At 59.8% G+C, this 22,768-nt stretch carries 19 protein-coding genes, 2 tRNA genes and 1 other RNA gene; 8 read left to right on the top strand and 14 right to left on the bottom strand.

Annotation, left to right across the window (positions count from 1 at the left end; translation table 11 throughout):
• Window positions 1-47: 47 nt before the first annotated feature.
• Window positions 48-797, bottom strand: coding sequence for an SDR family oxidoreductase (locus CIK76_RS17310; protein WP_096288766.1), 750 nt, complete (start codon window positions 795-797; stop codon window positions 48-50).
• A gap of 41 nt (window positions 798-838) precedes the next feature.
• Window positions 839-1,561, bottom strand: a complete 723-nt coding sequence (locus CIK76_RS17315; protein ID WP_096288768.1) for a beta-ketoacyl-ACP reductase — start codon at window positions 1,559-1,561, stop codon at window positions 839-841.
• 209 nt (window positions 1,562-1,770) lie between these two features.
• Between CIK76_RS17315 and CIK76_RS17320 the strand changes: the two genes are divergently transcribed.
• The 3 genes from CIK76_RS17320 to CIK76_RS17330 are packed head-to-tail and all read left to right on the top strand — an operon-like array spanning window position 1,771 to window position 3,330.
• A complete protein-coding gene (locus tag CIK76_RS17320; protein WP_096288771.1) occupies window positions 1,771-2,175 on the top strand; it encodes a DUF3099 domain-containing protein in 405 nt (134 codons plus the stop codon).
• On the top strand, window positions 2,176-2,418 hold the full coding sequence (locus tag CIK76_RS17325; RefSeq protein WP_096288773.1) for an acetone carboxylase: 243 nt from the start codon (window positions 2,176-2,178) through the stop codon (window positions 2,416-2,418).
• A complete protein-coding gene (locus tag CIK76_RS17330; protein ID WP_096288775.1) occupies window positions 2,419-3,330 on the top strand; it encodes an SURF1 family protein in 912 nt (303 codons plus the stop codon).
• 671 nt (window positions 3,331-4,001) lie between these two features.
• Here the strand turns inward: CIK76_RS17330 and CIK76_RS17335 are convergent.
• The 8 genes from CIK76_RS17335 to mptB (CIK76_RS17370) all read right to left on the bottom strand — a co-directional run bounded on the left by CIK76_RS17335 (window position 4,002) and on the right by mptB (CIK76_RS17370) (window position 13,546).
• A complete protein-coding gene (locus CIK76_RS17335) occupies window positions 4,002-4,334 on the bottom strand; it encodes a transcriptional regulator (protein ID WP_096288777.1) in 333 nt (110 codons plus the stop codon).
• Window positions 4,331-5,113 carry a hypothetical protein gene (locus CIK76_RS17340; RefSeq protein ID WP_141393608.1) on the bottom strand — a complete coding sequence of 261 codons (783 nt, stop codon included), beginning with the start codon at window positions 5,111-5,113 and terminating at the stop codon, window positions 4,331-4,333. The genes CIK76_RS17335 and CIK76_RS17340 overlap by 4 nt, the downstream gene beginning before the upstream one ends.
• Window positions 5,114-5,508: 395 nt before the next feature.
• Complete coding sequence (locus CIK76_RS17345; RefSeq protein WP_096288781.1) at window positions 5,509-7,110, bottom strand: ABC-F family ATP-binding cassette domain-containing protein; 1,602 nt, start codon at window positions 7,108-7,110, stop codon at window positions 5,509-5,511.
• 173 nt (window positions 7,111-7,283) lie between these two features.
• Window positions 7,284-8,381 carry a (p)ppGpp synthetase gene (locus tag CIK76_RS17350; RefSeq protein WP_096288783.1) on the bottom strand — a complete coding sequence of 366 codons (1,098 nt, stop codon included), beginning with the start codon at window positions 8,379-8,381 and terminating at the stop codon, window positions 7,284-7,286.
• A gap of 65 nt (window positions 8,382-8,446) precedes the next feature.
• Window positions 8,447-9,214 carry a DUF2637 domain-containing protein gene (locus CIK76_RS17355; protein WP_096288785.1) on the bottom strand — a complete coding sequence of 256 codons (768 nt, stop codon included), beginning with the start codon at window positions 9,212-9,214 and terminating at the stop codon, window positions 8,447-8,449.
• A 130-nt stretch (window positions 9,215-9,344) separates the two neighbouring features.
• Window positions 9,345-10,445 carry a VanZ family protein gene (locus CIK76_RS17360; RefSeq protein ID WP_096288787.1) on the bottom strand — a complete coding sequence of 367 codons (1,101 nt, stop codon included), beginning with the start codon at window positions 10,443-10,445 and terminating at the stop codon, window positions 9,345-9,347.
• A gap of 57 nt (window positions 10,446-10,502) precedes the next feature.
• Window positions 10,503-12,017 (bottom strand): polyprenol phosphomannose-dependent alpha 1,6 mannosyltransferase MptB, encoded by a 1,515-nt coding sequence (gene mptB / locus CIK76_RS17365; RefSeq protein WP_096288789.1) that lies wholly within the window; start codon window positions 12,015-12,017, stop codon window positions 10,503-10,505.
• Window positions 12,017-13,546: a polyprenol phosphomannose-dependent alpha 1,6 mannosyltransferase MptB gene (mptB, locus tag CIK76_RS17370; protein ID WP_255248528.1), complete on the bottom strand. Its 1,530-nt coding sequence runs from the start codon at window positions 13,544-13,546 to the stop codon at window positions 12,017-12,019. Before mptB (CIK76_RS17370) ends, mptB (CIK76_RS17365) begins: the two co-directional genes overlap by 1 nt.
• Window positions 13,547-13,754: 208 nt before the next feature.
• Here mptB (CIK76_RS17370) and orn point away from each other — a divergent pair, with 208 nt between their 5' ends.
• The 5 genes from orn (at window position 13,755) to def (ending at window position 19,011) form a co-directional block, all read left to right on the top strand.
• Window positions 13,755-14,369 carry an oligoribonuclease gene (gene orn / locus CIK76_RS17375; protein ID WP_096288791.1) on the top strand — a complete coding sequence of 205 codons (615 nt, stop codon included), beginning with the start codon at window positions 13,755-13,757 and terminating at the stop codon, window positions 14,367-14,369.
• A gap of 158 nt (window positions 14,370-14,527) precedes the next feature.
• A tRNA-His gene (locus tag CIK76_RS17380) sits at window positions 14,528-14,603 on the top strand.
• 182 nt (window positions 14,604-14,785) lie between these two features.
• Window positions 14,786-14,858: transfer RNA gene (locus CIK76_RS17385), tRNA-His, on the top strand.
• Window positions 14,859-15,246: 388 nt separating this feature from the next.
• Window positions 15,247-17,823 carry a helix-turn-helix transcriptional regulator gene (locus tag CIK76_RS17390; RefSeq protein ID WP_176484296.1) on the top strand — a complete coding sequence of 859 codons (2,577 nt, stop codon included), beginning with the start codon at window positions 15,247-15,249 and terminating at the stop codon, window positions 17,821-17,823.
• 615 nt (window positions 17,824-18,438) lie between these two features.
• A complete protein-coding gene (gene def / locus CIK76_RS17395; RefSeq protein WP_096288795.1) occupies window positions 18,439-19,011 on the top strand; it encodes a peptide deformylase in 573 nt (190 codons plus the stop codon).
• Here def and CIK76_RS17400 read toward each other — a convergent pair.
• The 4 genes from CIK76_RS17400 to rnpB form a co-directional block, all read right to left on the bottom strand.
• Window positions 19,008-20,069 carry a winged helix DNA-binding domain-containing protein gene (locus tag CIK76_RS17400; protein ID WP_096288797.1) on the bottom strand — a complete coding sequence of 354 codons (1,062 nt, stop codon included), beginning with the start codon at window positions 20,067-20,069 and terminating at the stop codon, window positions 19,008-19,010. The genes def and CIK76_RS17400 overlap by 4 nt on opposite strands.
• A 112-nt stretch (window positions 20,070-20,181) precedes the next feature.
• The gene (locus tag CIK76_RS17405) at window positions 20,182-20,643 is read right to left on the bottom strand and encodes a hypothetical protein (RefSeq protein WP_096288799.1); all 462 of its coding nucleotides are present in this window, start codon (window positions 20,641-20,643) and stop codon (window positions 20,182-20,184) included.
• Window positions 20,644-20,740: 97 nt separating this feature from the next.
• Window positions 20,741-22,198: a glyceraldehyde-3-phosphate dehydrogenase gene (locus tag CIK76_RS17410; RefSeq protein WP_096288801.1), complete on the bottom strand. Its 1,458-nt coding sequence runs from the start codon at window positions 22,196-22,198 to the stop codon at window positions 20,741-20,743.
• 188 nt (window positions 22,199-22,386) lie between these two features.
• Window positions 22,387-22,741: RNase P RNA component class A (gene rnpB / locus CIK76_RS17415), an RNA gene on the bottom strand.
• Between the last annotated feature and the right edge of the window lie 27 nt (window positions 22,742-22,768).

The following is a 22,768-nucleotide window of genomic DNA, read 5'->3' on the forward strand; positions in this document are numbered from 1 at the left end:
GGGGGCGGGCAACAGGCTTTGGAGTTGATCAGCTGATCAGCAGGTAGTTACTGGCCTGCCTGCTTCAGGAAGTCCTCGGCGCCGCCAACGTACTCGGTGTGACCGGTTTCCACCTCGGCGAAGACCATCTTGGCAACCTCGGCGCCGAATTCCTCGACGGAGTACAGCTTGCCGGCGGCCTCGCGGCGGGCCTCGATGGCGCCTGGTTCTACGCGGTTGAGCAGGGTCGCGGTGATGGTGCCCTCGATCATGTCGCCGGAGACGACAACGAAGTCGATATTCTTCTCGGCCAGCCTCGGGATGAACTCGCGCAAGGCGTCTTCACCCGCACGCTTGGACTGCGCGACTTGGTCGTAGGCATCCATGGTGGAGACCTGCTTGATGAAGTGCGCCTGGTGGCTGGTCACGAAGACCACGCGGCCGCCCTCGCTCAGCTTTGGCAGGGCCGCCTCGAGCATTGCGACCTGCGCGTCACGGTTCAAGCGCAGCGCGTAGTTCTCCCCCATGGAGGTTTCCATGCCGCCGGAGGCGTTCAGCACCAGCACGTCGAGGGAACCGAAGTTTTCGACCGCTGCGTCAACCAGGGCCTGCGGGCCTTCGACGGTGGTGAGGTCAGAGCCGACGGCGACAGCCTTGCCGCCTTTTTCCTCGATGGTGCTCACGATCTTGTTGGCTCGTGGCGCCTTGGCGCGGTAGTTGATCACCACGCCGACACCCTGTTCGGCGAGGATCTGTGCGGTGACAGCGCCGATGCCGCGGGATGAACCGGTGACAATTGCACCCTTGTATTCGCTCAACTTTTCTTACTCCTTAGGATGATTGAAGATTGGGGGTAGTTCTAGTGGCCCATGCCCAGGCCGCCATCGACCGGGATCACGGCACCGGAGATGTAGGCCGCTTCGTCGCTGGCAACCCAGCGGACCACGTTGGCTACCTCTTCGGGTTCGGCGAAGCGGTTGGCCGGGATGGACTGCAGGTATGACTTCTGGGTTTCTTCCGGAAGCACGGCGGTCATTTCGGTATTGATGAAGCCCGGGGCGACCACGTTGGCGGTGATATTGCGCGAACCCAGCTCGCGGGTCAGCGAACGGGCGATACCCACCAGTCCGGCCTTGGACGCGGCGTAGTTGATCTGGCCCGGCGAGCCGTAGAGCCCCACCACCGAGGAGATGAGCACTATGCGCCCACGCTTCAGGCGCAGCATGCCCTTGGTTGCGCGTTTGATCACACGGAAGGCGCCGGTCAGGTTCGTATCGATCACCGAGGTGAAGTCGTCTTCGCTCATGCGCAACAGGAGGGTGTCTTTGGTAACACCGGCGTTTGCGACGAGCACCTCGACCGGGCCGTGAGCCGCTTCGACCTCTTTGAAGGCCGCGTCGATCGACTCCGCGTCGGTGACGTCCGCCTTCACGCCCAGCAGCCCGGCAGGCACCTCTCCGCTGCGGTAGGTGATCGCTACCTTGTCGCCGTTGGCTTCAAAGGAACGCGCAATGGCTAGGCCGATTCCGCGGTTTCCGCCGGTGACCAGTACGCTGCGGCCGTTGGTGGTATCCGTGCTCAATGTATTTCTCCATCCATGCTTCTCCTGCACACCGTCCGTTTGCGGGCGAAGGATCAGGCACTTTGCTTAGGTCAGTAGCTACTCTGAGAACAATCCTATTAGCTACCCCGCAGTATTACCGCTTCGACGGCATGTAGAAATTCGGTTCTCACAGGCTCAAGTGAGAGAATAGGGGCAGAAATAACCCCGTTGAGCGAAGTTCGAAAGCCATGTCACACCAGCACTCGAACCCCGGTCCCAAGGACCAGCCGGTTCATCGCATTACCGAAGCGCACGAGTCCCATAGCTCCGAGCGCGATCTGCGTGTACGCAAATACACGATATCCATGACCGTGCGCATGGTGTGCTTCATTCTGGCTTTCTTTTTTGAGGGCTGGATTCGCTGGGTCATGCTGGCCGGGGCGATCGTTCTTCCTTATATCGCGGTGGTCGTTGCGAACGGCGGTGCAGATCTGACCAAGCGTGAGCCGCCGGCGGAGTTCTTCACGGGCACCGAACCGGAACAGCTTGAAAACAAGGTCCAGGCCACCGGGGTCGAGGAACCAGAAGTGGTCATCATCGACGGCACACTCGTCGAGCCGGCCCCGCCAACCGAGACTCCGAAGGAGGCGTAGATGGATCTGTTGGGTTCGCTTGGTGGCGCAAATTCCGCCCCGGCCCCGGTGCAGTGCTCCCGCAAGGGATGCCGCCTGCCGGCCGAATATCAGCTTTTGTGGAATAACCCCAAAATCCACACCCCGGAACGACGCAAGATCTGGTTGGCCTGCCAGGAGCATCGCGAATGGCTGGAGACCTACCTCAAGGAACGCTTGCTCTATAAGGAAACTCTGCCAATGGGCGAAGGAGCCAATCAGTAAATGTACCGTTTTTTGGCCAGCACCCGCTGGGTGGGCTGGTTGCTGCTCGTCGTGATCTTCGCCGCCGCCTGCACGGGCCTCGGCAAGTGGCAGGCTGATCGCCGCGCCGAGGTGCTCACCGCGATCACCCACGTGAACAACAACTACGATGCCGAACCGGTCTCCGGGAATGCGGCCCTGGCGAAGTTCGACGCGCTGCCCGAAGAAGATACCTGGATGACGGTGAAGCTCACCGGCCGGTACCTCGCCGAGGACACACGTATCGTGCGCAACCGCATCAAGGCGGCCCGTCCGGGCTATGAGGTGCTGGTGCCTTTCCGCACCGGAAGCGGCGCCACGGTCATTATCGACCGCGGCTACCTGCCCATCGGCAACTCCGAAAACGGTCGCCCCGATGAGGTCCCGGCTCCCCCAACGGGCACCGTCACGCTGGAGGCTCGGCTGAAGCCAACCGAAGTCGAACTGGATCGTGGTGCCCCCGAGGGCCAGCTAGCCTCCATCTTCCTGCCGGGCTATGCCGCGGATCTTGGCTACCCAATCGCCGAAGGCGCCTACGGCATCATGTACGCGGAAGATCCGGCGCCGGCCACGACGCCGCTTGCGCTGGACAAGCCAGACACCGATGAAGGCCCGCACCTGTCCTACTCCTACCAGTGGTACGCCTTCGGCGTGCTTGCCTTCGTCGGCTTCTGGTATGCGGTGAAGCAACAGCGAAAGATCAACGCCGAAGACGCCGCCGAGCTGGCCGAGGCGAAGGCACTGGGCTTCGACGAACCGGTGCACCGGGTGCGCAAGCTGCGCGCAAAGCAGGAGAAGAAGTTCAGGCGCGACGGTTCGCTGACCGACGAGGCCTACGAGGACGCGATGCTCGATGAACCGCGCGACGCCGGCTCCTCCAGCGAATCGCGCTGAGTACAGCAAAACTTCAGACCCTAACCGGAACTCGGTTAGGGTCAGTTGTTTCAGCTGAGAATCTGCCCCCAAGCGAGGTGCGTCGGCATCTTGGATCAGCCCCCCGGGTTGCTGCTTGCGTCCAGGGATCGTCTCCACATCGCAGGCTGGTATCCGAGCTCCAACGAGATATCTCGGTGCCCTAGCCATTTCGCCAGTGATTTAGCGACCCGGAATATCTTGGAAAATTTTGCCCGGGATTGCGTCAGGCTACCGATAATTTACAAAACGTTGGTTCGGCGGCCGGTTCAAGTCAGTTGAATCTGTTGAATCGCAGGAAGGCGCGGAGCGCTGTGTGCGGAACCAGTCGTTCCGGCAGCTTGCGCTGTCCTATCTTGAGCGGATTGAACCGTACTGCGGTGAGACCAATCTATACCCCCCTGCATTAATTTGCGGTTGGGGCGATTGGGTAACCATCAGAACAGGTTCAAAATTGTGAAGCTACTCCAAATCCAGTGGCTAGAGATTCTGAACAACGAATCAGCTACCGTGATGGTCGCATCTGATCAACTGACGTTCTTACAATTGGTGAAAACTGTATGCGATTCCGAGAGTGCGGCACGCCAGACGAGTTAGATTGTGAACCTGCTGGAACCGAACAATTTTATAACGGACGATCCACTGCTGCTGAATTAGCTCAGATCTTCGCCGTGCCCAGCTGCAATTTCTTGAAGCGCTGCGAGATGACGCCTAAATGCGGCAGTTCCTGCCGGAGTCGCACGCACCCAAGTACGTGGTTTATTTGCGACATACCCTTTTCGCGGCACAACATAGCCAGTTTTTTGCAGGTAGCTGATCGCTTTGCTAAGGGTTGAATCTTCTGTTTCAATCATGTCCCGCAATGTTGCAAAATCGAATTCTGCGTCTTCTCGCACCGCGGCCATGAGCGAAAACCGAACTGGTGTGAGCAAAGCATCATCCAGTTGGTGTCGTGGATGCTGTTTCTCATTCTCTCCGCCGCTCATGATCGTTGCTTGCTAAGTAACGCGCCGAGAGCCATGGGAAGCGCAACAACGATCGCGCTTACGACTCCAACTACAGGAGAGTCCCATGTCGTGCGTATAGCGACCAGCATGGACAACTGGTACAAGAAAAACGACAATCCGAAAGCGAACCACTCTTGATCTCTCCAGTGGGCACCGAGTTTGACCAATCCTCTGCTGGAGGCACCTAAAATGACCAGCGCCAACATTAACATGCTCATTACGAACTGGGCGAGAGCGAACCAGGAAAAATAGAGCGAGAAAATCGCGATTCCTAAGTAGAGGGCCGCTGCGAGAGTGCCAAGCCGAGTACGGAGGTTCAGCGGCGCGAGATTCCATGCTCTGCGACTCTGCTGCACCTGGTTCCCGGTGCGCCGGCGCCCGGCCAACGTGCTCGCAGCCATCGGTAAGACTATGAGCGCTGCGGTTACAAGACACATCCACCACGGTATGGCGATTCCCAACATACTTGCAGTCGGCAATGCCGCAAATAAAAGGACGGCGAATAAGACACTAACCAACTTGCGACCTTTCAACACAATAACTGCTGAGGCCGATTCCCGATGATTAGCACCCTGAATCAATAACGTGTACATAAGCATGGGCAGGATTAGCAATGTCGCACATAGCCGCCCGGCGTATGCATCCGAAATGCCAAGATGCCCTAGAGGTCCGGTAAATACCAACAGAAAAGTTGCTATATATGTAAAGAACACCGCCGGTTTCCATTTGCTACGGGCGGACTGGAGGTTCTGGGCCACTAGTTCCTGTGTGCGAGCATCTACCCGTTTGGCCTCCTCCAGCATTCGAGCGGCAGTCTTCGGGTCGGGGTGCGGCCACCCATCAAGACCATCGTCAGCAGGTGAACTATCCATACTTCCAAGATAGCAGGAACTTTCTCCTTGGAAAGTGGATATGGATCAGCACTTCAACCGGCTACTTCGAGCCAGAACCTGTTAATTCCGATAGTTTTAGCCAGGTGCTCAAGTTCCCGGAAGCGTGCACCGCCTCCGGATTTTCTAATATCCCCGTCTTTGGACGAATTTTCACGAGCCGACGGCAGACAGTGCAGACTTAACCTCACGGCTGGATATAACACCAAGGGCCGGCACACTGTGCAAGTGTGCCGGCCCGCGATGAATGTGCAGTCGCTGATTTAGGTCAGTGAGACCAATTCCAGGTAGCCGTCGTTGAACAGGTCTTCGTCGCCATCGGGCAAGATGACCACGCGTTCAGGCTTCAGGGCCGACACCGCGCCCTCATCGTGGCTGACCATGACCACGGCACCCGGGAAGGTGGACAGCGCGCCAAGCACCTCTCCGCGCGAGGCGGGGTCGAGGTTGTTAGTCGGCTCATCGAGCAAGAGCACATTCGCGCTGGAAGCCACGATGGTCGCCAGGGCCAGACGGGTCTTCTCGCCGCCGGAGAGCACCCCGGCGGACTTGGACACATCATCGCCGACGAACATGAACGAGCCGAGGATCGAACGCACGTCTGCATCGTTGAGGTGATCGGGCGCGTTGCGGCGCATGTTCTCCAGCACGGTGGCTTCGGTATCCAGGGTGTCGTGCTCCTGGGCGAAGTAGCCGATCTTCAGGCCGTGGCCCGGAACGATCTCACCGGTGTCCGGTTCGGAGACACCGGCCAGCATGCGCAGCAAGGTGGTCTTACCGGCACCGTTCAGGCCCAGGATGACTACCTTGGAACCGCGGTCGATTGCCAAGGACACGTCGGTGAAGATTTCCAGCGAACCATAGGCCTTCGACAGGCCCTCGGCCATCAGCGGGGTCTTGCCGCAAGGGGCAGGATCCGGGAAGCGCAGCGCCGCGACACGATCGTTGGCACGCACATCCTCGAGTCCCGAGAGCATGCGGTCCACACGCTTGAGCATCGACTGGGCGGCGGAGGCACCGGAGGCACGGGCCTTCATCTTGTTGGCCTGCGCCGTCAAGACCGAGGCCTTCTTCTCGATGTTGCCGCGCTCGCGCTTGCGGGCGCGCTCGTCGGTTTCGCGCTGGACCTGGTAGCGCTTCCAATTCATGTTGTAGACATCCACCGTGGCGCGGTTGGCGTCCAGGAAGAGCACCTTGTTCACGGTGGCGTCCAGCAGGCCGGTATCGTGGCTGATCATCAGCACGCCGCCGGCATAATTCTTGATGAAGTCGCGCAGCCAGGTGATGGAGTCGGCGTCCAAGTGGTTGGTCGGCTCGTCAAGCAGCAGCGTTTCGGCGTCCGAGTAGAGGATGCGGGCAAGCTCCACACGGCGGCGCTGACCACCGGAGAGCGTGCTCAACGGCTGGTCCAGGATGCGTTCTGGCAGATCCAGATTCGAACAGATCGCGGCGGCTTCGGATTCTGCGGCATAACCGCCGGCGGCCATGAACTCGGCTTCCAGTCGGTCGTAGCGGCGCATGGCCTTGGCGGAGATGCTGGCGTCTTCGCTGGCCATCTCCTCGCGGTTCTTGGCCAGCTTGTTCAGCACGATATCCAGCCCGCGGGCCGCCAGGATGCGGTCGCGCGCGAGCTGCTCCATGTCCGGAGTCTTCGGGTCCTGCGGCAGGTAGCCGATGGAGCCCTTGTTTGACACGTCGCCGCCGGTTGGCTGGGTTTCCCCGGCCAGAACCTTGGTCATGGTGGTCTTACCGGCACCGTTACGACCCACCAGTCCGATCTTGTCGCCCTTGTCAATCCGGAAGTTTACTTCGTCCATCAGCAAGCGGGCGCCGACGCGTAGCTCAAGGTTGGCTACGGAAATCATATGGTGTGGCCCTTTCGAAACGGGGTAAGGAAAATCTATTGGCCCTATCAAGGGCAACTTTACTATCCTACCGGTCGCCCAGCTGGGTTATGCCTTACTGTGTGCGAATCGACATCGGAAGCAAAAAGCCGCCGCCCGCCACCGGGTCTTGGTGGCGGGCGGAGGCAGGTGGCTTAGCCGCGCTGCGTGGAGCGGAAGTCCTTCATCTGAATCAGCCGGCGGCGCAGCGACGCCTCGCGGCGCAGATCCGAGCCGCTGGTCTTTTCGATATGCTCCTTGCCGAAGCGCCACAGCAGCACGTCGTCGAGCAGCCGGTCCGGCCCCGGAGAATACCGGTGGTCCAGCGCCGCGCGGACCTCGGTGACCACGTTCGCGTCCAGGAGCTCGGCCAGCTGCCAGGTCGCGTCGATGCCGTGCGCGCCGAGCAGTTCGGCAGCCCAGGACCAGTCGTCATCGCGTTTGCGGTCCACATGGGGCAGCAGGGTCTGCCAGATTTCACCGATCTTCTCCCCCGAGAGCTTCTCGGCGCCCAGCCCCTGCCGGTCGTGATAGCCATTCATCCGGTGGTAGAGATCGTCGATGTCGGTGAAGTAGTTCTCCACGGTTTCGAGCATCGCGGAGGTCGCGGTGAAATGCCGGTCGATCTGCGGGTTCCAGGCCGCCTCGCCGGGATGCTTAAAGCGAATATCGTGCTCCATCTCGCTCCAGGCGTGCTGGAGCACCGTGCGGATTTGCACCTCGAAGACGAAGTTGCCGCTGGGAACCACCGGCTTGCCCAGGGCCTCCTGGAATTTGGAAACACTCGGTTCATTGCGGGTTTTGAGCAGCAGGTGGCGTGAGGAGTAGCCGTAGGTTCCGGATTCCACCGAACCGATGTCCTTCTCCCGGTCGCTACGGCAATCGAAGTCCTCGCGGTGGGCCTTGATCAGCGTAGCGACCTGCTGGATTTCGTGGGGCAGCATCACGATGATGCGCAGCCCCACCATGTCGTGGATTTCGCGCAACGGGTTGGGGAATTCGAGCACCGGGTTTGTTTCCGGGGTTTCCTGCAGCTGGCGCGAGGCCTTGGACCGGAAGGACTCCGGAGTCTTCACCCTTCCGGTCACGAACAAGGGTTGGACTTCACTGCCGTGGAACAACGAACGGATCTTGGTTTTCATCGCGCTGAGCACCTCGTCGAGCTCGGCACCGACCGCTTCGAAACGAGTAACTGCCTCGTCGATCTGGTCGCTGAACTGTGCCGGTTCGGTGCTGCTGGTCGATTGATCCATAGTCTTGCCTCCTAGTGCGGTGAAATGCAATAAGTCCTTCGTATGCTGCTAAACGGGTGGAAGCCTCAGGCCTGCGGACGCGAAAGCCGTTTGGCCATATCCTCGTACAATGGCGCCTTGTCATCGTTCTTCGGCTTGGCCGCGGTGGCTGGTGCGCTGGCCGCCGGAGCCTGCTTCAGCGGGGTGACCTTTTCGGCACGCGACTGGGCAATCGCCTCGGCACGGGCCCTGGCGATGGCATCCTGGTGATCCTGCTCCAGCTGGGCTACGCGTTCGGCTTCGGCCTGCTGCGAGTCGGTCAGCGCGGCGTTGTAACCGTCATCGTAGGCGACGCCGTACTTCTCGGCGTTGGCCGCATCTTCATCGTATTCGTATTCGGCGCGAAGCTTCGAGGCTTCGGACTTCTTCTGGTACATGTGTACGGTCAGGTGGGTGATGGCCAGCAGCACGATTGGCGGCATGGCCGCGACAAGCGCCGAGACCAGCGGTGGCACGCCGTTGACTATCGAGTCCACGGTAAGGATCGCGTGGGTGGAGTTGGCCGCCGTGGACACGATGGCGCCGAAGAACAGCAGCGACCACGGGTAAATCATTGCCTTGCGGTTGAACCCGTTCAGCGCCACGATCGCAACCGTAGCGGCCACGATCATACCGTCGATGATAATTGGCCAGATCCAGGCCAGGCTTGAGTCGATGCCGGAGCGTTCGGCGAGGTCGGTCAGGGCCGCAAAAGATAGGACGAATGCACCGATCGCGATCAAGACCGTGGCACCCACGGCGGTTCCTAGGACGGCGCGGTGAGGCTCGCGCGGAATTTCTGGCTTGTTATCCATGCTGCGGGGCAGACCTTACTTTCGAGAAATGAATAGGAACGTCAACAAAGCGAATGTAGTTACCAGCGGTATCGGGCACCGGCTCCGGAACTATTTTAGCCTCATCGGCTGGGCGTTGTGCGGTGCGCGCTTAGCGCATTCGGCGATCGACAAATCTGGTGCCGGTGATCCGCCCGGCCAAACCCTGGCCGGAACGATCAAAGAGCAAGAAGAGCGAGCTGAGCACCACGTAGCCCAGGACCAGCAAACTCAGCCAGGCCCAGGGGCTGACCGCCCAGATGCTGTCGGCGATTTGGAAGGCGAAGGAAATTCCGCCGAGCCCCAAAAGGCTGCGCAGCAAGGCTTGCCACGCGGAGGCTTCGCGCCGCTGCTTTCCGGCGATACGGATCCAGGCGCAACGCTGACCCAGGCTTGCGCGTCCCGGCGCGAGGGTGGGGAGCAGGAAGACCAGCAGCACGGAGATGGAAGGAATCCACCGCTCGGTCAGGTTGTAGGAGGCCTGCGGTGCGCCCAGTTTTTCGGCGATTTCCAGGACAAAGGTGGTGAGCATGACCAGCGCCAGCACAAAAGCTATATCGAAGGCGTTGGCCATAAAACGGCGCAGCCGGGTGACCTCGCGCGGCGCGGCATTCGCAGCGCTCGATTCGCGGGGTCCGGTCAGCCAGCTGAAGATAGGCAGGTATGCCACGATCGAACCGATCAGGGCGCCGAGGGTGTTGGTCAGCACATCGTCCACGTCCGCCACGCGGTAGGCGCAGGTGTAGAGTCCCCAGATGCCGGTGTACTGGGTCAGCTCGATTGCTAGGCTCGCGGTGAGTCCGATGAGCGTGCCGAGGAAGATGTTGCCGCGCAGCCAGCGAACCGCCAGAATACCTAAGGGCATGAACAAGATCACATTGAATAAGACCTGCCACAGCGTGAAACTCGTCAAAAAGTGACGCATGCCCAGTTCGTAGGACAGCGCGAAGTCGTTGAGAAAGTTCAATGGATTTAGTTGCGGGATGGCCACCCCGGGCCGGCAGAATGCGGTACGTGTTTCGGGCAGCGGAAGCATCGTGTAGCTGAATAATCCAAAACCATAAATCACCGCGGCGCCGGTGGTCAGCGTGCGCCGCCACGATAAGCGACCGTGGCGGTGGTACTGGATTGCGAGCAGGAAGATACCGGCGGCGCCAAGGAACAGAGCAGCGCCGAGCATGGCTATCGTTGCGGGCCAGAACATCGTTTGCATATTTCTATCTAAGCGGAGAAAGATACCAAGAAGCTGGGATGCCAGGTGTGAGCTTCGTTAACGCCCGGTGGGAGATTCCGGGATGGTGGCAGGACCGGTGTTTCCGCTGAGCACGGTGCGCGTCTTCGGATCGAATCGGAAAAGCCCGGCGATCAGTCCCACCGCGATCACCGCCGCCAGGACCCGCATCAGCCAGACGATATGCCACTGTTCGATGGATAGCTGGTCGACGAATACCACCAGCAGGATCAAGCTGGACAGGTAGATCATGAGCTTCTCCGAAGACCACGAGACTCGGTGCGAGATCGCGAAAAGGGCGATCATCCACAAGATGTACCAGGGCTGGATGATCGGGGCGAGCAAAACCACCGCGGACAGCGCCCAGGCGGCCAGGCGGACGGGCCGAGAAATATCCTTCGCCAAGGCGAGCCGGGCGACGATCAGCAGGGAGAAGGCCTGAAAGAGTGTCACCACGATCGACTGAGTCAGCGCTACCGGTCCACCGAGGAGCCCTACGAGATTGCCGAAGGACCAGCCGATCAGTCCCACCGGGGCGTAGGGGAATGCCGCGTCGCCGGCGGTGAACATCGCCGGAAGCCAGCCGAACCAGAGGTTGGTCACCGCGCCGATCACCGAAAGCCAGGCGAGGCAATAGCAGGAAACCTTCAGCCAGACGACGCAGCGCGCACGCAGCCGGTGGTTCTGACCGAGCAGGATCAACCCGATGAAGGGCAGGACCAGCAGCACGATTGGTTTGACGGAAACCGCGATGGCCAGCGCAAAGGTCGACGCGATGGCGCGGCGGTCATAGGCCAGGGCGAAGGCGCTGAACACTCCGGCGATCATCAACGCATCGTTGTGCGCGCCACCGATCATGGTCAGCAAAAACAGTGGGTTGCCCACGATGGCCCAGTTGGACCAGTTCGGGTTCTGCCCCATTTTTTGGGCGAGTTTCGCGGTGAAATGGAAACAGCCAATGACCCCGAGCAGCGCGACGACGCGCAGCAAACCCACACCGATCTCCGGCACGCCGTTGGAGACGAAGTAGATGATGCGCGATAAGACCAGGAAAAAGGGCCCATATGGCGAGGGCGACTGAGCCCAGAGCCCATCGGATCCGCCATCGAACCAGCCAGGAAGTGCAGAAATACCCTCATGGTAGGGCGATTTGTCCGCGTGCAGCATCCGCCCTTGGGCCAAATATGAATAGACATCACGGCTGAGGATGGGAAAGCTGAACATCAGCGGCGCGGACCACATGGCGATCAACTTGCCCAACTGCTTTGGGTGGATCGTATCTGCGGTTTCGACTAGCGGCCGAGCCAAGATCCAAGATCGAGTCAGCCACGCCAGCCCCAGCGCCATCAGGATAATGCAGCTAATCACGCCCCAAACTTCGGTGCGGAATTCGATAAAGAAGCCGCTGCGTGCCAGCGGGGAGAGCTGGCTGCGGGGAAACCAGCCGATCCCCCACGAAGCCACGGTGATCAACGCCGAGGCGGCGAATCCCTGCCACCCCAGGGTTCTCAGCGGCGTGGCATGCCGCTCATAATTTCGCACTTGCACGCTCACTAGGCTTTCTTTTTCTTTTTCAGCCAGTTGGTGGAGCTAAGCAATTCGGGGCAGATCGTTTTAGTCTTCGGATCAAGGAAGACCAGGTACAAGGCGCAGATAATCGAAATGCTCCAAGAGATCAGCTGAACTCGGGGCACCAGGCTCTCTTGCAGGAACTGCCAGACGAAAATCTGGTCCGCGGCCTGATAAGCCAAGAAGAAGATCGTGGTCAGATGCAGCCAGAGCATCTGCCAGTCGTCACGCAGTCCCGTGACGGCGAAGAACGGCAGCAACCACAGCAGATACCACGGTTGGATCACCGGGGATAGCACGACGATCCCCGCATAGGCGATGCCCATGCGCTGGACCAGATGCGAGTATTTGCCACGGAACATCAGCATGATGGCCAGACCCACGGCGAGCAGCTGGCCACCGGTCTTCACCACCGGAAGCACCCAGCCCGATTCCAGGCCGAAGGAATTGAAGATGCCAGAAAGTCCGACGGTGAGCATGCCCAGTGGCGCGATGATGGACACACCGACGCCCTTGTAGTTCAGCAGCACGTCGAGCCAGCCGAACCAATAGCCGTTCATCCAACCAACGAGCGTCATGAGCGCCAGGAAAATCGATCCGGAGTAGGCCCAGTACAAAATACGCCGGGGCCAGCTGGCCATCGGCCCGGCCCAGAGCAAGCCGATAAATGGCAGCAGCACCAGGGTGATTGGCTTGACGCCGATGGAGGCGGCGAGCACCACGATGGCCCAGAATCCGTGGCGCTTGCAGGCGAGGTAGACGGCCCAGACCGACAGTCCGGTCATCAGCGCATCGTTGTGCGCGCTGGCCACAAAGTTCACCAGGAACAACGGATTGGCCACCGTCATCCAGGCCGCCTTGGCACCCGAGACGGAATGCAATTCGGCCAGTTTGGGAACGTAGCGCAGGCAGAGCAGTACGCCGATGAGCGCAATCCCGCGGAAGGCGAGAACTGCCGCATCGGTGGATCCACCCACGATGTTGACCACGATGTATTCAATGGTCAGAAAGAGCGGGCCGTAGGGAGTGCCGTCCTGTGCCCACATCGTGTCGGCTCCCAGCTGGAACCAATTGTTCAAGCTGGAGATGCCGTCGACGTAGGGGTCCTGCCCCGCGTCGACGAGTCTGCCTTGGCCAATATATGCGAAGACGTCGCGACTCATAATCGGCAACGCGATGAGCATCGGAATGCTCCACAGCCAGACCGCGCGGCGCACGATCTTCAGCGAACCCGCGTCCCAGCCCTTGAGCTTCTGCCCCAACCGCCACCAGGCTCGAAACAGCAGCCAGCAACCGAGCGCCAGCAAGATCACGCTGATGGTCACACCGGTGGCTTCGGTGCGGACCATGATGAAGAACGGATCACGGTTAAGCGGTGAAACGCTGGCAAGCCAGCCCGTTCCGAAGGACCCGAAGAGGATCATGGACGAACCGACGATGCCGCTGAGCAACGTCTTATTGACACCAGGGTACGGCTGGGATTCCAGCACTTCTGGTTTGCTAGCGGACACCATGACACCTCGTGCTGGATCGGACAAAAAGTTCGTTTAAAAAAATCGACGCCAAGTCCGGGAAATCATTGGAGAGCCCATAATTCAACGTCCGGAAATCTCAGATGATTTTAGCATTGAGCAAGACCGGGGTTCAGGTGTGACACCAGCATCCACCAAGCTTTCGCCCCGTGCGCTCCCCCACACCGCGCACAACGGGTAGATTGGTCACGTGTCTAGTAACTCAGAAAAAATTGTATGGATCGACTGCGAGATGACCGGCTTGGACCTGGCCAACGATGCGTTGATCGAAGTAGCTGTGCTGATCACCGATTCGGAACTGAATATCGCCGATGAGGGCATCCAGGTGGTGATCAAGCCAGCGGATGCCGCCCTGGCCCAGATGGATGACTTCGTGCGCAATATGCATCAGGTCTCCGGACTCCTGGAAGAGCTCGATGGCGGAATGCAGATGGATCAAGCCCAACGCCTGGTCATGGACTACATCCGTAAGCATGTTCCAGAACCCAACAAGGCTTTATTGGGCGGTAACTCGGTCGGGACCGATAAGAACTTCTTGGCACGCGATATGCCAGAAATTATCGAGCACCTGCATTACCGAATCATTGATGTATCCACCTTGAAGGAACTGAGCAGGCGTTGGTACACCAAGGCTCATTACGCAGCTCCGGCCAAAACCGGCAACCATCGCGCACTGGGTGACATTCAGGACTCGATCGATGAACTGCGCTATTACCGGGCTGCGATCATGGTCCCCGCACCGGGGCCGAGCACCGATCAAGCGCGCAAGATCGCTTCACAACTCTCCCCGGCAGCCGAAAAGTAACGACTAGTCAGGGCCCTAAAAAGCGGGTGATGCACAACACAGCACAATAGGGCCCTTTCGAGTTGGCACTCACCCCCCGGGTGCGTGTATAGTATTTCTCGTTGCCAGATACGAAGTCGGGACGCAAAAGCGAACTGACTAGTAACGAAGCAATTATGGTGGGTATAGCTCAGTTGGTAGAGCGTCTGGTTGTGGTCCAGAAGGTCGCGGGTTCAAGCCCCGTTACTCACCCCAGATTATCGGTCTGATCCAAAACGAAAGTTACGGATCAGGCCGATTTTTCGTAATCGCTGGACTCCCCCGCTCAAACTATCCTCCGATTGTAATTTTCGGACCGGATGCGTGTATAGTATTTCTCGTTGCTTGAAATCAGTTCGAGCGTCTCTGACGTTCCGACTAGTAGCTAAGTAAACATGGTGGGTATAGCTCAGTTGGTAGAGCGTCTGGTTGTGGTCCAGAAGGTCGCGGGTTCAAGCCCCGTTACTCACCCCTGATTATCGGTCTGATCCAAAACGAAAGTTACGGATCAGGCCGATTTTGTTTTTCTTTTTAAACTGCTGCACGCCGCTCGCGGCACCGCTTGCAAATTTCCCCATAATTCCACACGCAAAGTTTAATATCCACTGGAATTAGCCCTGGTCCACTGCAATAGTAAATTGATGCGAGCAACGCATGCGTAGAGTATTCCAGTCAAGCGCCTGCTGTACAGCGCGATCTCTACCTGTATTAGGAACTTCGCTACTTGACCGGCCACGGAGCGAAGTACACACTGGTGCCTATGGCTGGTCTCCGCAGCGCACTACCGACGGTGCTTCCCTCGCTCCAAAGCAGTTTTCGGGAAGCCCGCTCGGCAACAGTGCAAGGAGCCGCGATATTTGTGGTTGGCCAGCAGGGAACCGGGCGTACGACGCTTGCCCGTCAAATCCTCTTGGGTACCGAGGAGAAGTTGTATTGGCTCACCGCGGCGAAGGCTCTTGAGCTTGTTCCTTTCGCACTGCTAACAACTCTCTGCGCGCAGCTGCCGTTGAAGAACGCCGGTTCTACACCGGGTGAAATGATCTCTTCGCTGGTTCAATACACCACGAATGAAAAACTGTGCATTCTTCTGGATCAAGCCGAATTCGCCGATGAACAAAGCGCAGCGGTACTGGCCCATCTGTCGGTGACCCGAAGCATCCAATTGGTCATGGCAACCACTGCCGTCCATGAACTGCCACAGCCGCTGCGGGGCCTCCGCTCCGATTCTCATTCAAAGCGCATCGGGCTCTCCGCACTGACCTTCGAAGACACCGAAGCCATTCTCAAGCATGTGCTCGGCGGCCAGGTCAATTCCGCCACCGTTGAGATGCTGCTAGAGTTTTCCGGCGGCAACGCGCTGCATCTGCGCGAGCTCACCCTTGATGCGCGAACTGCGCGAGCGCTGACGCTGAAGGGCTGCTACTGGACCCTCGACCGGCAATGGAATCCCCAAGGTTCGCGAATTACCGACCTCATTTCGTCGCGACTCAAAGACCAGCCAGAAGAAATCCGCGAGGCCGTAGAACTGCTGTCGGTCACCGGAAGGCTGCCTTATCCGCTGGCACAGCGTTTATTCGGCGACTTGCTATCGAACCTATTGGACTCCCGGCTGGCCAAACTCATTGTGCTTTCCCTGGATGAGGCTACCGGCGAGCGCGACCTAGCGGTTGAGCTGAGTGCGGGGCTATCCGCGCAAAGCGTCTTGAGCACCTTGTCCCCAACGAAGCTTCGCGGTTATCTGCAGCGCGCCGACAGCGCTTTTCCCCGCGAGGTGTTGACTTCGCAAGCGCGCGCACGATTCACCACTCACCGCGTGCAGCTGGGGATCGAGGTTCCGGCGTCCGAGTTGTTCGAAGACGTTGTGGGGTCGGCCGATGCGCGCCGTTTCGCGCAGGTGGTCGCATTGACGGATTCCGTGAGGCACGAATCCTTCACGGACAAGCGGATGCTGGAGAAGCTCTTGGTGCTTCGGGCAGATGCCCTGTATGAACTAGCGAAGTCAGAGGCCGCCCTAGCGGTACTCAAGCCCCTGCTCCGGACCGGCAGTGCCGAGGTACGAGGCGTGGCAGCCAGGATTGCTTTTTCCGGTCTGGCGCGTCCTGACCTAGCTCTGGAAATCATTGAATCGGGACCGCAGGATCCGGTCGAGAGCCGCGCGTTCGGATTGATCCTCCGCGCCCGGGCGCAGCAAATTGTGGACTCCTCCAAGCTTCGTGAATATGCGCGTGATGAGAGGATCTCGCCCGAACTGCGCACCGCTTGCCTAGCTCATGCGATTATCGAAGATTGCTATGCCGGCAGACCGGTTGACGCGCTCGAAGAAGTTTTGGACGTGGTCGCGGACGGCTTCTGGAAAAGCGCCACCCCGGCGGTGCAGTCGGAGATAGTTTTTGCACTACCGGCATTGATGTCGGCCTTGGGCGGCGGCGGTGAGGCGCTGGCTTCAATATTGGGCGACATTGATTTCACGACTCTGGCCTTGAACCCGTCAAATTATTTGACCGGCATCGGCATTGAGTTCTTGGAACAGGGACTGGCCGTTGAGGCCCTTGGGTCTTTTGAGCAGGCGCTCGCCCTCATTTCGGTGTCCGATCCCTATCTGGTTGCCGGGTTTACCTCCTCATTCGCGGCGGCGGCCGCGGTAATGATTGGAGATATCCCCAGGGCTCGTCTCCACTACGATATGGCTCGTTCGGCCCCCGACGTGGCTGGGCAGATCATGCGCCCGCTGGCCCAACGCTACCTACTGCCGGTGATCCTTGAGCTCGAAGGCCGGCAGGCCGCGCTGGAGCATCTGCAGCGGTGCTTGGCCCATGCGGACAAGTTCGGCCGCAAGCTGCTGAGGATGCGCTTGCTTCATGACGCATGGCGACTGGAGCTTTCCGAGGACGAGGCACAGCTCCAAGCTGCCGCTGAGCAGGTCCAGGGACCCCTGGCACGGGCAATTGCCGGATACGCGGGGGTTCTGGACTCGCTGAGCGAGGAGGGCATTGAGCGGCTTTGCGAAGTGCATGCCTCAGCCGGCCGCCCGCTCTATGCGGCGGAATTTGCTCATCGCGCCTCTTCGCGGGCGCGGAATCTTGGTCGGCGAGCGCTCGCCACGCGGTTGCTCGGGCTCTGCGTGGAACTGGCTGCCCCGCTGGCAGCAGTCAACACTCCCTCGCTGGGGCGCGGGCGTATCGTCCGCTCCCTGTTAACCGAACGCGAATACGCAGTCTGCGTGATGGCCGCGCGTGGTAGCAGCAATCAAGAAATCGCCGAGGAGCTATTCCTCTCCCCGCGTACGGTGGAAGGCCACCTACAGCGGTCCTACGCTAAATTAGGCATCACCGATCGTCGCCAGCTGCTTCCGGTCAGTGATTCGGGGGCGGTCTTTGATGAAATCCTCGATGAGGACTTCAAAACGATACCTGTATCCGGGCCAAAGACTACCTAGTGTCCGGTTTGCACTGCTCAACATGGGTTTGCCGCCCTAGACTAGTGCGCGTGGGGATCGAATTATGCATGAGGAATCTTGGGGGATTCAAAATTCGATTCATTGGGGACAAAGCTTTTAGACACTCGCATCAGCAAGAGCGCCTAACAAGCTCTGCGGGAAAGGCTAGCGCCATGGGGGCGCTAGCCTTTCCCGCTTAACTGCGTTCATTCACACCGCTTTGCTCGAACCAAAAGCATTCGAATATACATTCGAACCCTTGTTCGAAACACCTGCTCAGCTTCCGGCGCTTCACGGTCACACCTGTATCTGCAGCTGCTTAGCACCTCCCTATCGCGCTGAGGCGCATATCACCTGCGCCCGGTGCGCTACCTGGATTTCACCTTGCGGAGGCATGCCCAGGTACCACCGTGGTGCCTCAACTATGGATATTGACTAGTAAATCAGTGGAATTCCCGCGGAACTGCCCTAAGGCACGAGGGCAGCAGCGCCCGGCGGGCTCCCCGCCAAGGCCACGGGTGAGAAGTTTTGCTGAAACTGCGTGGTGGCACAACTCCGATCAGCCGTGAAACTATTGGATAAGCACCCTAAGCACTTTCGAAAGGAACCGATCACGTGCCCATTCGGCAGATCACCGTTTATGGAGAACCCGTACTGCATCAGCGCGCCGCTGAAGTCACCGAGTTTAATGACGAGCTTCGTCAACTCGTTGCCGACATGCATGCCACCATGGACGCGGCGCACGGGGTTGGCCTGGCAGCACCTCAGATCGGCGTTGGCCTGCGCATCTTCACCTACATCTATGCGGATCAGGACAGCGCGCCGGAACGCGGCGTACTGATCAACCCCGTACTGACCCTCTCAAAGGTGTCCCAGGCGAACCCGGATCCGGACGAAGAAGCCGAAGGCTGCCTTTCTGTTCCGGGATTGAACTTCCCGCTCAAGCGCGCCGATTACGCCAAGGTTGAAGGCGTGGACGAATTCGGCAAGCCGGTCTCCTTCGAAGCCGATGGCTGGTTCGCCCGCATCATGCAGCACGAATTCGATCATCTTGACGGATTCCTGTACGTGGACAAGCTCGTGCCACGCTGGGATAAGCGCTGGCTGAAGGCGAAGAAGGCGCTGGGCTGGGGCGTTCCGGGTGCTACCTGGCTACCTGGGACCGACGAAGACCCTTTCGGACACTAATCCTTCGCCGGTTGCCGGATGGTCCTGAACTCTAGATACCGCTGATGCAGCGCCGCACCGATGGGATCGGCCGGCGCTGCTTTGGCGTTCCAGACCTCTTTTGCTCGCCCTTGTTCGAGCCAGAACGGCAAGAACATTCCGTTCTTTCCGGGAGCGATCTGCCGCTGCATCGCTTCGTCAGCAATCGGTCTCCTGTTGGCATAGGACAGGTAGTACTCATCGAATCCACCCAGCAGCCGCAGTGGAAGGCCGGGGAGGCCTGGTGCTTCCAGGCTTTGCTCGGCACGGGAGCCGGTCACTACCCAGTAAGCATCTCCATGCTCGTCGACGCCTACCTGCACAAGGCTCGTGCCGAGCTCGCTTGCCGTTCGCCGCATGGTGGTGAGCGTTTGGCCCGTATACCAAGCGGCGTCGCGCAGGGTCGCCGGACCGTGGGAGCCGAGATAGCGCAGCAATAGCTCATGCAGCGGATTCTCCGGCTCTTGATGCTCGGTAACCCAGCGCTCTAGCAGCACAAAATCCTGGGCGGCCAGCTTTGCATCGGCCGGAATCGGGCCTAGGCAGATCAGCCCGTGTTGCACCAGCACCATCAGCAAGTGGATCCCGCGCTGCCCGGCGGTGGGCATACCGTGCGAATTCAATTCGGCGAACAGGGCGTCACGGCTGGCGCGACCGTGATCTGCCAGATAGCTGGCAACGACCCCGGCGGCCTGCTCAATGGCGTTGGCATCAATTAGCAATTCGCGCAGCCGTGGCGCGTTCGAGCGCAGAGTGCGTTCCTTGGTGCTTTCCATAAGCCACTTGAGGTCTTGCGGCAAGCAGATGTGCAGGGTGCCGCGCATGGTCCAGGAACGTACCAGCTTGCCGGAGTTGAACAGTTCGTCCACCTGCGCCCTGGTCACGCCGATCCCCGCGCGCTGAGCCAGCGCGTAGCGACCGGCAGTGAAATCCTGGGACTGGACAGCCAGCATATGCCCAGCGGCGCTTAGAATCGATTCTGCCGGCTCCAGCAGCAGCTGGCTGGCCATCCTTGCGGGCAATAATAGCTCTGGTCGCATGGTCGCAGTCCCCCGGTCTTGGTGCGTTGAGCGTAGCAGAACTCAATCTGAGTCCTTCGCCCCTAAACCGAAAAACAGCATTAGAACATAGTTTCGAATGAGCCGATTGATGTTATTTCTCCGCAGGCGCCTGCACGAAAAACGCCTCACCCTGCGGCTGGCATGCGGACACCGCCTCGCGCTCGGCCGAATCCAACTTGCGGTACCCGCCGCTGAACAGCACGTCGTTGCCCACCAAATATTGTTCGTCGGCGAGCGCCAGGCCCGGCCAGCCATCGGTGAGCACCTGGGTTGCTTCCGGGAACACCAGCAGTGCCGGTGCACCGTCATCGCCATCGAGCGCAAAGCATCCGCCCGGACCGACCAGCAACTCCCCCTCTCCTTCGCCGGCCGGCGCTCCCTGCGCATCCGCGCTCTGCCCATCAACCACCGCACGGGGGGTGCCGGAGGTCAGGCTCAGGGAACTGGCCCCTTCGCTAGAGCTGCACGCGCACAAGGTGATTTGCGCGGCGGCCAGCAGTGCGCCGGCACGTAAGAAGTTAGATCGACCACCGGTCCGGATTCTTGAATGCATGCACCGAACAATAGCAACTCAACTTCGGCAGCCGCATTAAAGGGCGAAGCCCCGATCCTTATCCAAGGATCGGGGCTTCGCCCTGCGCGCTGGAGGCTTAGGCGTTAGCTGCCTGCGCCTGCACTGCTGGAACTGCTACCGGGTGGGTGCCTGCGATTGATTCAATCACGCGGACAACCTGGCAGGAGTAGCCGAATTCGTTGTCGTACCACACGTAAACGATGGCGTTCTTGTCCGAAACGATGGTGGCCAAACCATCAACGATACCCGCGCGGCGTGAGCCGACGAAGTCCGAGGAAACGACCTCAGGGGAATCGATGTAGTCGATCTGGCGGTGCAGGCTGGAGGTCAGCGAAGCTTCACGCAGGTAAGCGTTCAGCTCCTCCTTGGTGGTCCCGTTCTCCAGGTTCAGATTCAGGATCGCCATGGAAACATCCGGGGTCGGTACGCGGATGGCGTTGCCGGTCAGCTTGCCTTCCAGCTCCGGGAGGGCCTTGGCCACTGCCTTGGCGGCTCCGGTCTCGGTGATGACCATGTTCAGGGCCGCCGAACGGCCGCGGCGCTCGCCCTTGTGGAAGTTGTCGATCAGGTTCTGGTCGTTGGTGAACGAGTGAACGGTTTCGACGTGCCCGTGGATGACGCCGAACTTGTCGTTCAGGGCCTTGAGCACCGGGGTGATCGCGTTGGTCGTGCACGAAGCGGCGGTGACGATCTTGTCTTCGGCGGTGATCCAGGAATCGTTGATGCCGTGCACGATGTTCTTCAGATCGCCCTTGCCCGGTGCGGTGAGCAGGACCCGGGCGACGCCCTTGGCCTGCAGGTGCTGGGACAGGCCAGCCTCGTCGCGCCAACGACCGGTGTTGTCCACCACGATGGCATTGTTGATGCCGTACTCGGTGTAGTCAACGGTGGTTGGGTCGTTCGAGTAGATGACCTTGATCAGCGTTCCGTTGGCCTGGATGGTGCTATTGGCTTCGTCAACGGTGATCGAACCGTCGAAACGGCCGTGCACCGAGTCGCGGCGCAGCAGCGAGGCGCGCTTGATGATGTCATCATCCGAGCCCTTGCGCACCACGATGGCCCGCAGGCGCAGGCCGTAGCCGCCGCGCTCGATGAGAATGCGGGCCAGCAGGCGGCCGATGCGCCCGAAGCCGTAGAGCACTACGTCCTGTGGCTCAACGTCCGAAGCGCCGGCCTGGCCGACCTTGTCGCCGAGCTCTGCGGTCAAGAATGCGTTCAGGTCCTGCGAACCAGATTCGATGAACTTCTTGTTCAGGCGCCCCAAGTCAACGGAAACCGAACCGAGGTTCAAGGTCTCAATTGCTTCAAGGAGGGGCATGGTGGTCGTCAAGGCCAGTTCCTTGCCATCGATCCGGCGCACGACGCGGTGGGCCTTGATGATGTCAATTGCGGACTGGTTGATCAACTTGCGCCCGTAGATGGAGGTCACCACATTGTTCTTGCGGTAAAGACGTCCGATCAGCGGAATCATGGCCTCGGCGAGCTCTTCGCGCCCGCTCCATTCTTCCTGGGCAACGACAGACTGCTGGGTCACAGAAAATCCTTCCAATTCAGCCGACTTACAGATCCATAAAGTCGGTTGGCACCGTGAGAAGCACCATTGCTTTTGCGGTGGCGCGGGGTAACAGGATCATCCCCGCAAGTACGTATCCATTCTAGACGGTGCGCCCCGGTTGCGGGGCTGGACGCCTGTGAATCATCTCACCCGAGGTGAGCGGATGGTGAATGGGATGACCGATACGCCGGGTTCTGTCCGCTTGCGCGGTGACGATCATCTATCTACGACTGCCGTTGCCGACAGCCTCTAGCGGTCCACCCGACTGCATGGGGCGAACAGCCCTCATAACGCAGTCTGTCTGACCTTGCTCCGAGTGGGGTTTACCAAGCCGTCCCGGTCACCCGGGACGCTGGTGGTCTCTTACACCACCGTTTCACCCTTACCAGGAAGCCTGGCGGTCTATTTTCTGTGGCACTAGCCTGCGGGTTGCCCCGAGTGGGCGTTACCCACCACCCTGTTCTGTGGAGCCCGGACGTTCCTCGGGCCGTTTGCACGGCACGCGATCGCCTAGTCATCCCATTCGTTAACCATTCTAGCCCCGCGAGT

This window comes from Glutamicibacter sp. BW80 (genome assembly GCF_002332385.1).
Taxonomy (GTDB): domain Bacteria; phylum Actinomycetota; class Actinomycetes; order Actinomycetales; family Micrococcaceae; genus Glutamicibacter.

Bases quoted from the DNA above. Each gene is read 5' to 3' on its own strand.
- CIK76_RS17320 (WP_096288771.1), top strand. From the start codon at position 1,771: ATGTCACACCAGCACTCGAACCCCGGTCCCAAGGACCAGCCGGTTCAT.
- CIK76_RS17325 (WP_096288773.1), top strand. From the start codon at position 2,176: ATGGATCTGTTGGGTTCGCTTGGTGGCGCAAATTCCGCCCCGGCCCCG.
- CIK76_RS17330 (WP_096288775.1), top strand. From the start codon at position 2,419: ATGTACCGTTTTTTGGCCAGCACCCGCTGGGTGGGCTGGTTGCTGCTC.
- CIK76_RS17335 (WP_096288777.1), bottom strand. From the start codon at position 4,334: ATGAGCGGCGGAGAGAATGAGAAACAGCATCCACGACACCAACTGGAT.
- CIK76_RS17345 (WP_096288781.1), bottom strand. From the start codon at position 7,110: ATGATTTCCGTAGCCAACCTTGAGCTACGCGTCGGCGCCCGCTTGCTG.
- CIK76_RS17350 (WP_096288783.1), bottom strand. From the start codon at position 8,381: ATGGATCAATCGACCAGCAGCACCGAACCGGCACAGTTCAGCGACCAG.
- CIK76_RS17355 (WP_096288785.1), bottom strand. From the start codon at position 9,214: ATGGATAACAAGCCAGAAATTCCGCGCGAGCCTCACCGCGCCGTCCTA.
- CIK76_RS17360 (WP_096288787.1), bottom strand. From the start codon at position 10,445: ATGCAAACGATGTTCTGGCCCGCAACGATAGCCATGCTCGGCGCTGCT.
- mptB (WP_255248528.1), bottom strand. From the start codon at position 13,546: ATGGTGTCCGCTAGCAAACCAGAAGTGCTGGAATCCCAGCCGTACCCT.
- CIK76_RS17400 (WP_096288797.1), bottom strand. From the start codon at position 20,069: ATGCGACCAGAGCTATTATTGCCCGCAAGGATGGCCAGCCAGCTGCTG.
- CIK76_RS17405 (WP_096288799.1), bottom strand. From the start codon at position 20,643: ATGCATTCAAGAATCCGGACCGGTGGTCGATCTAACTTCTTACGTGCC.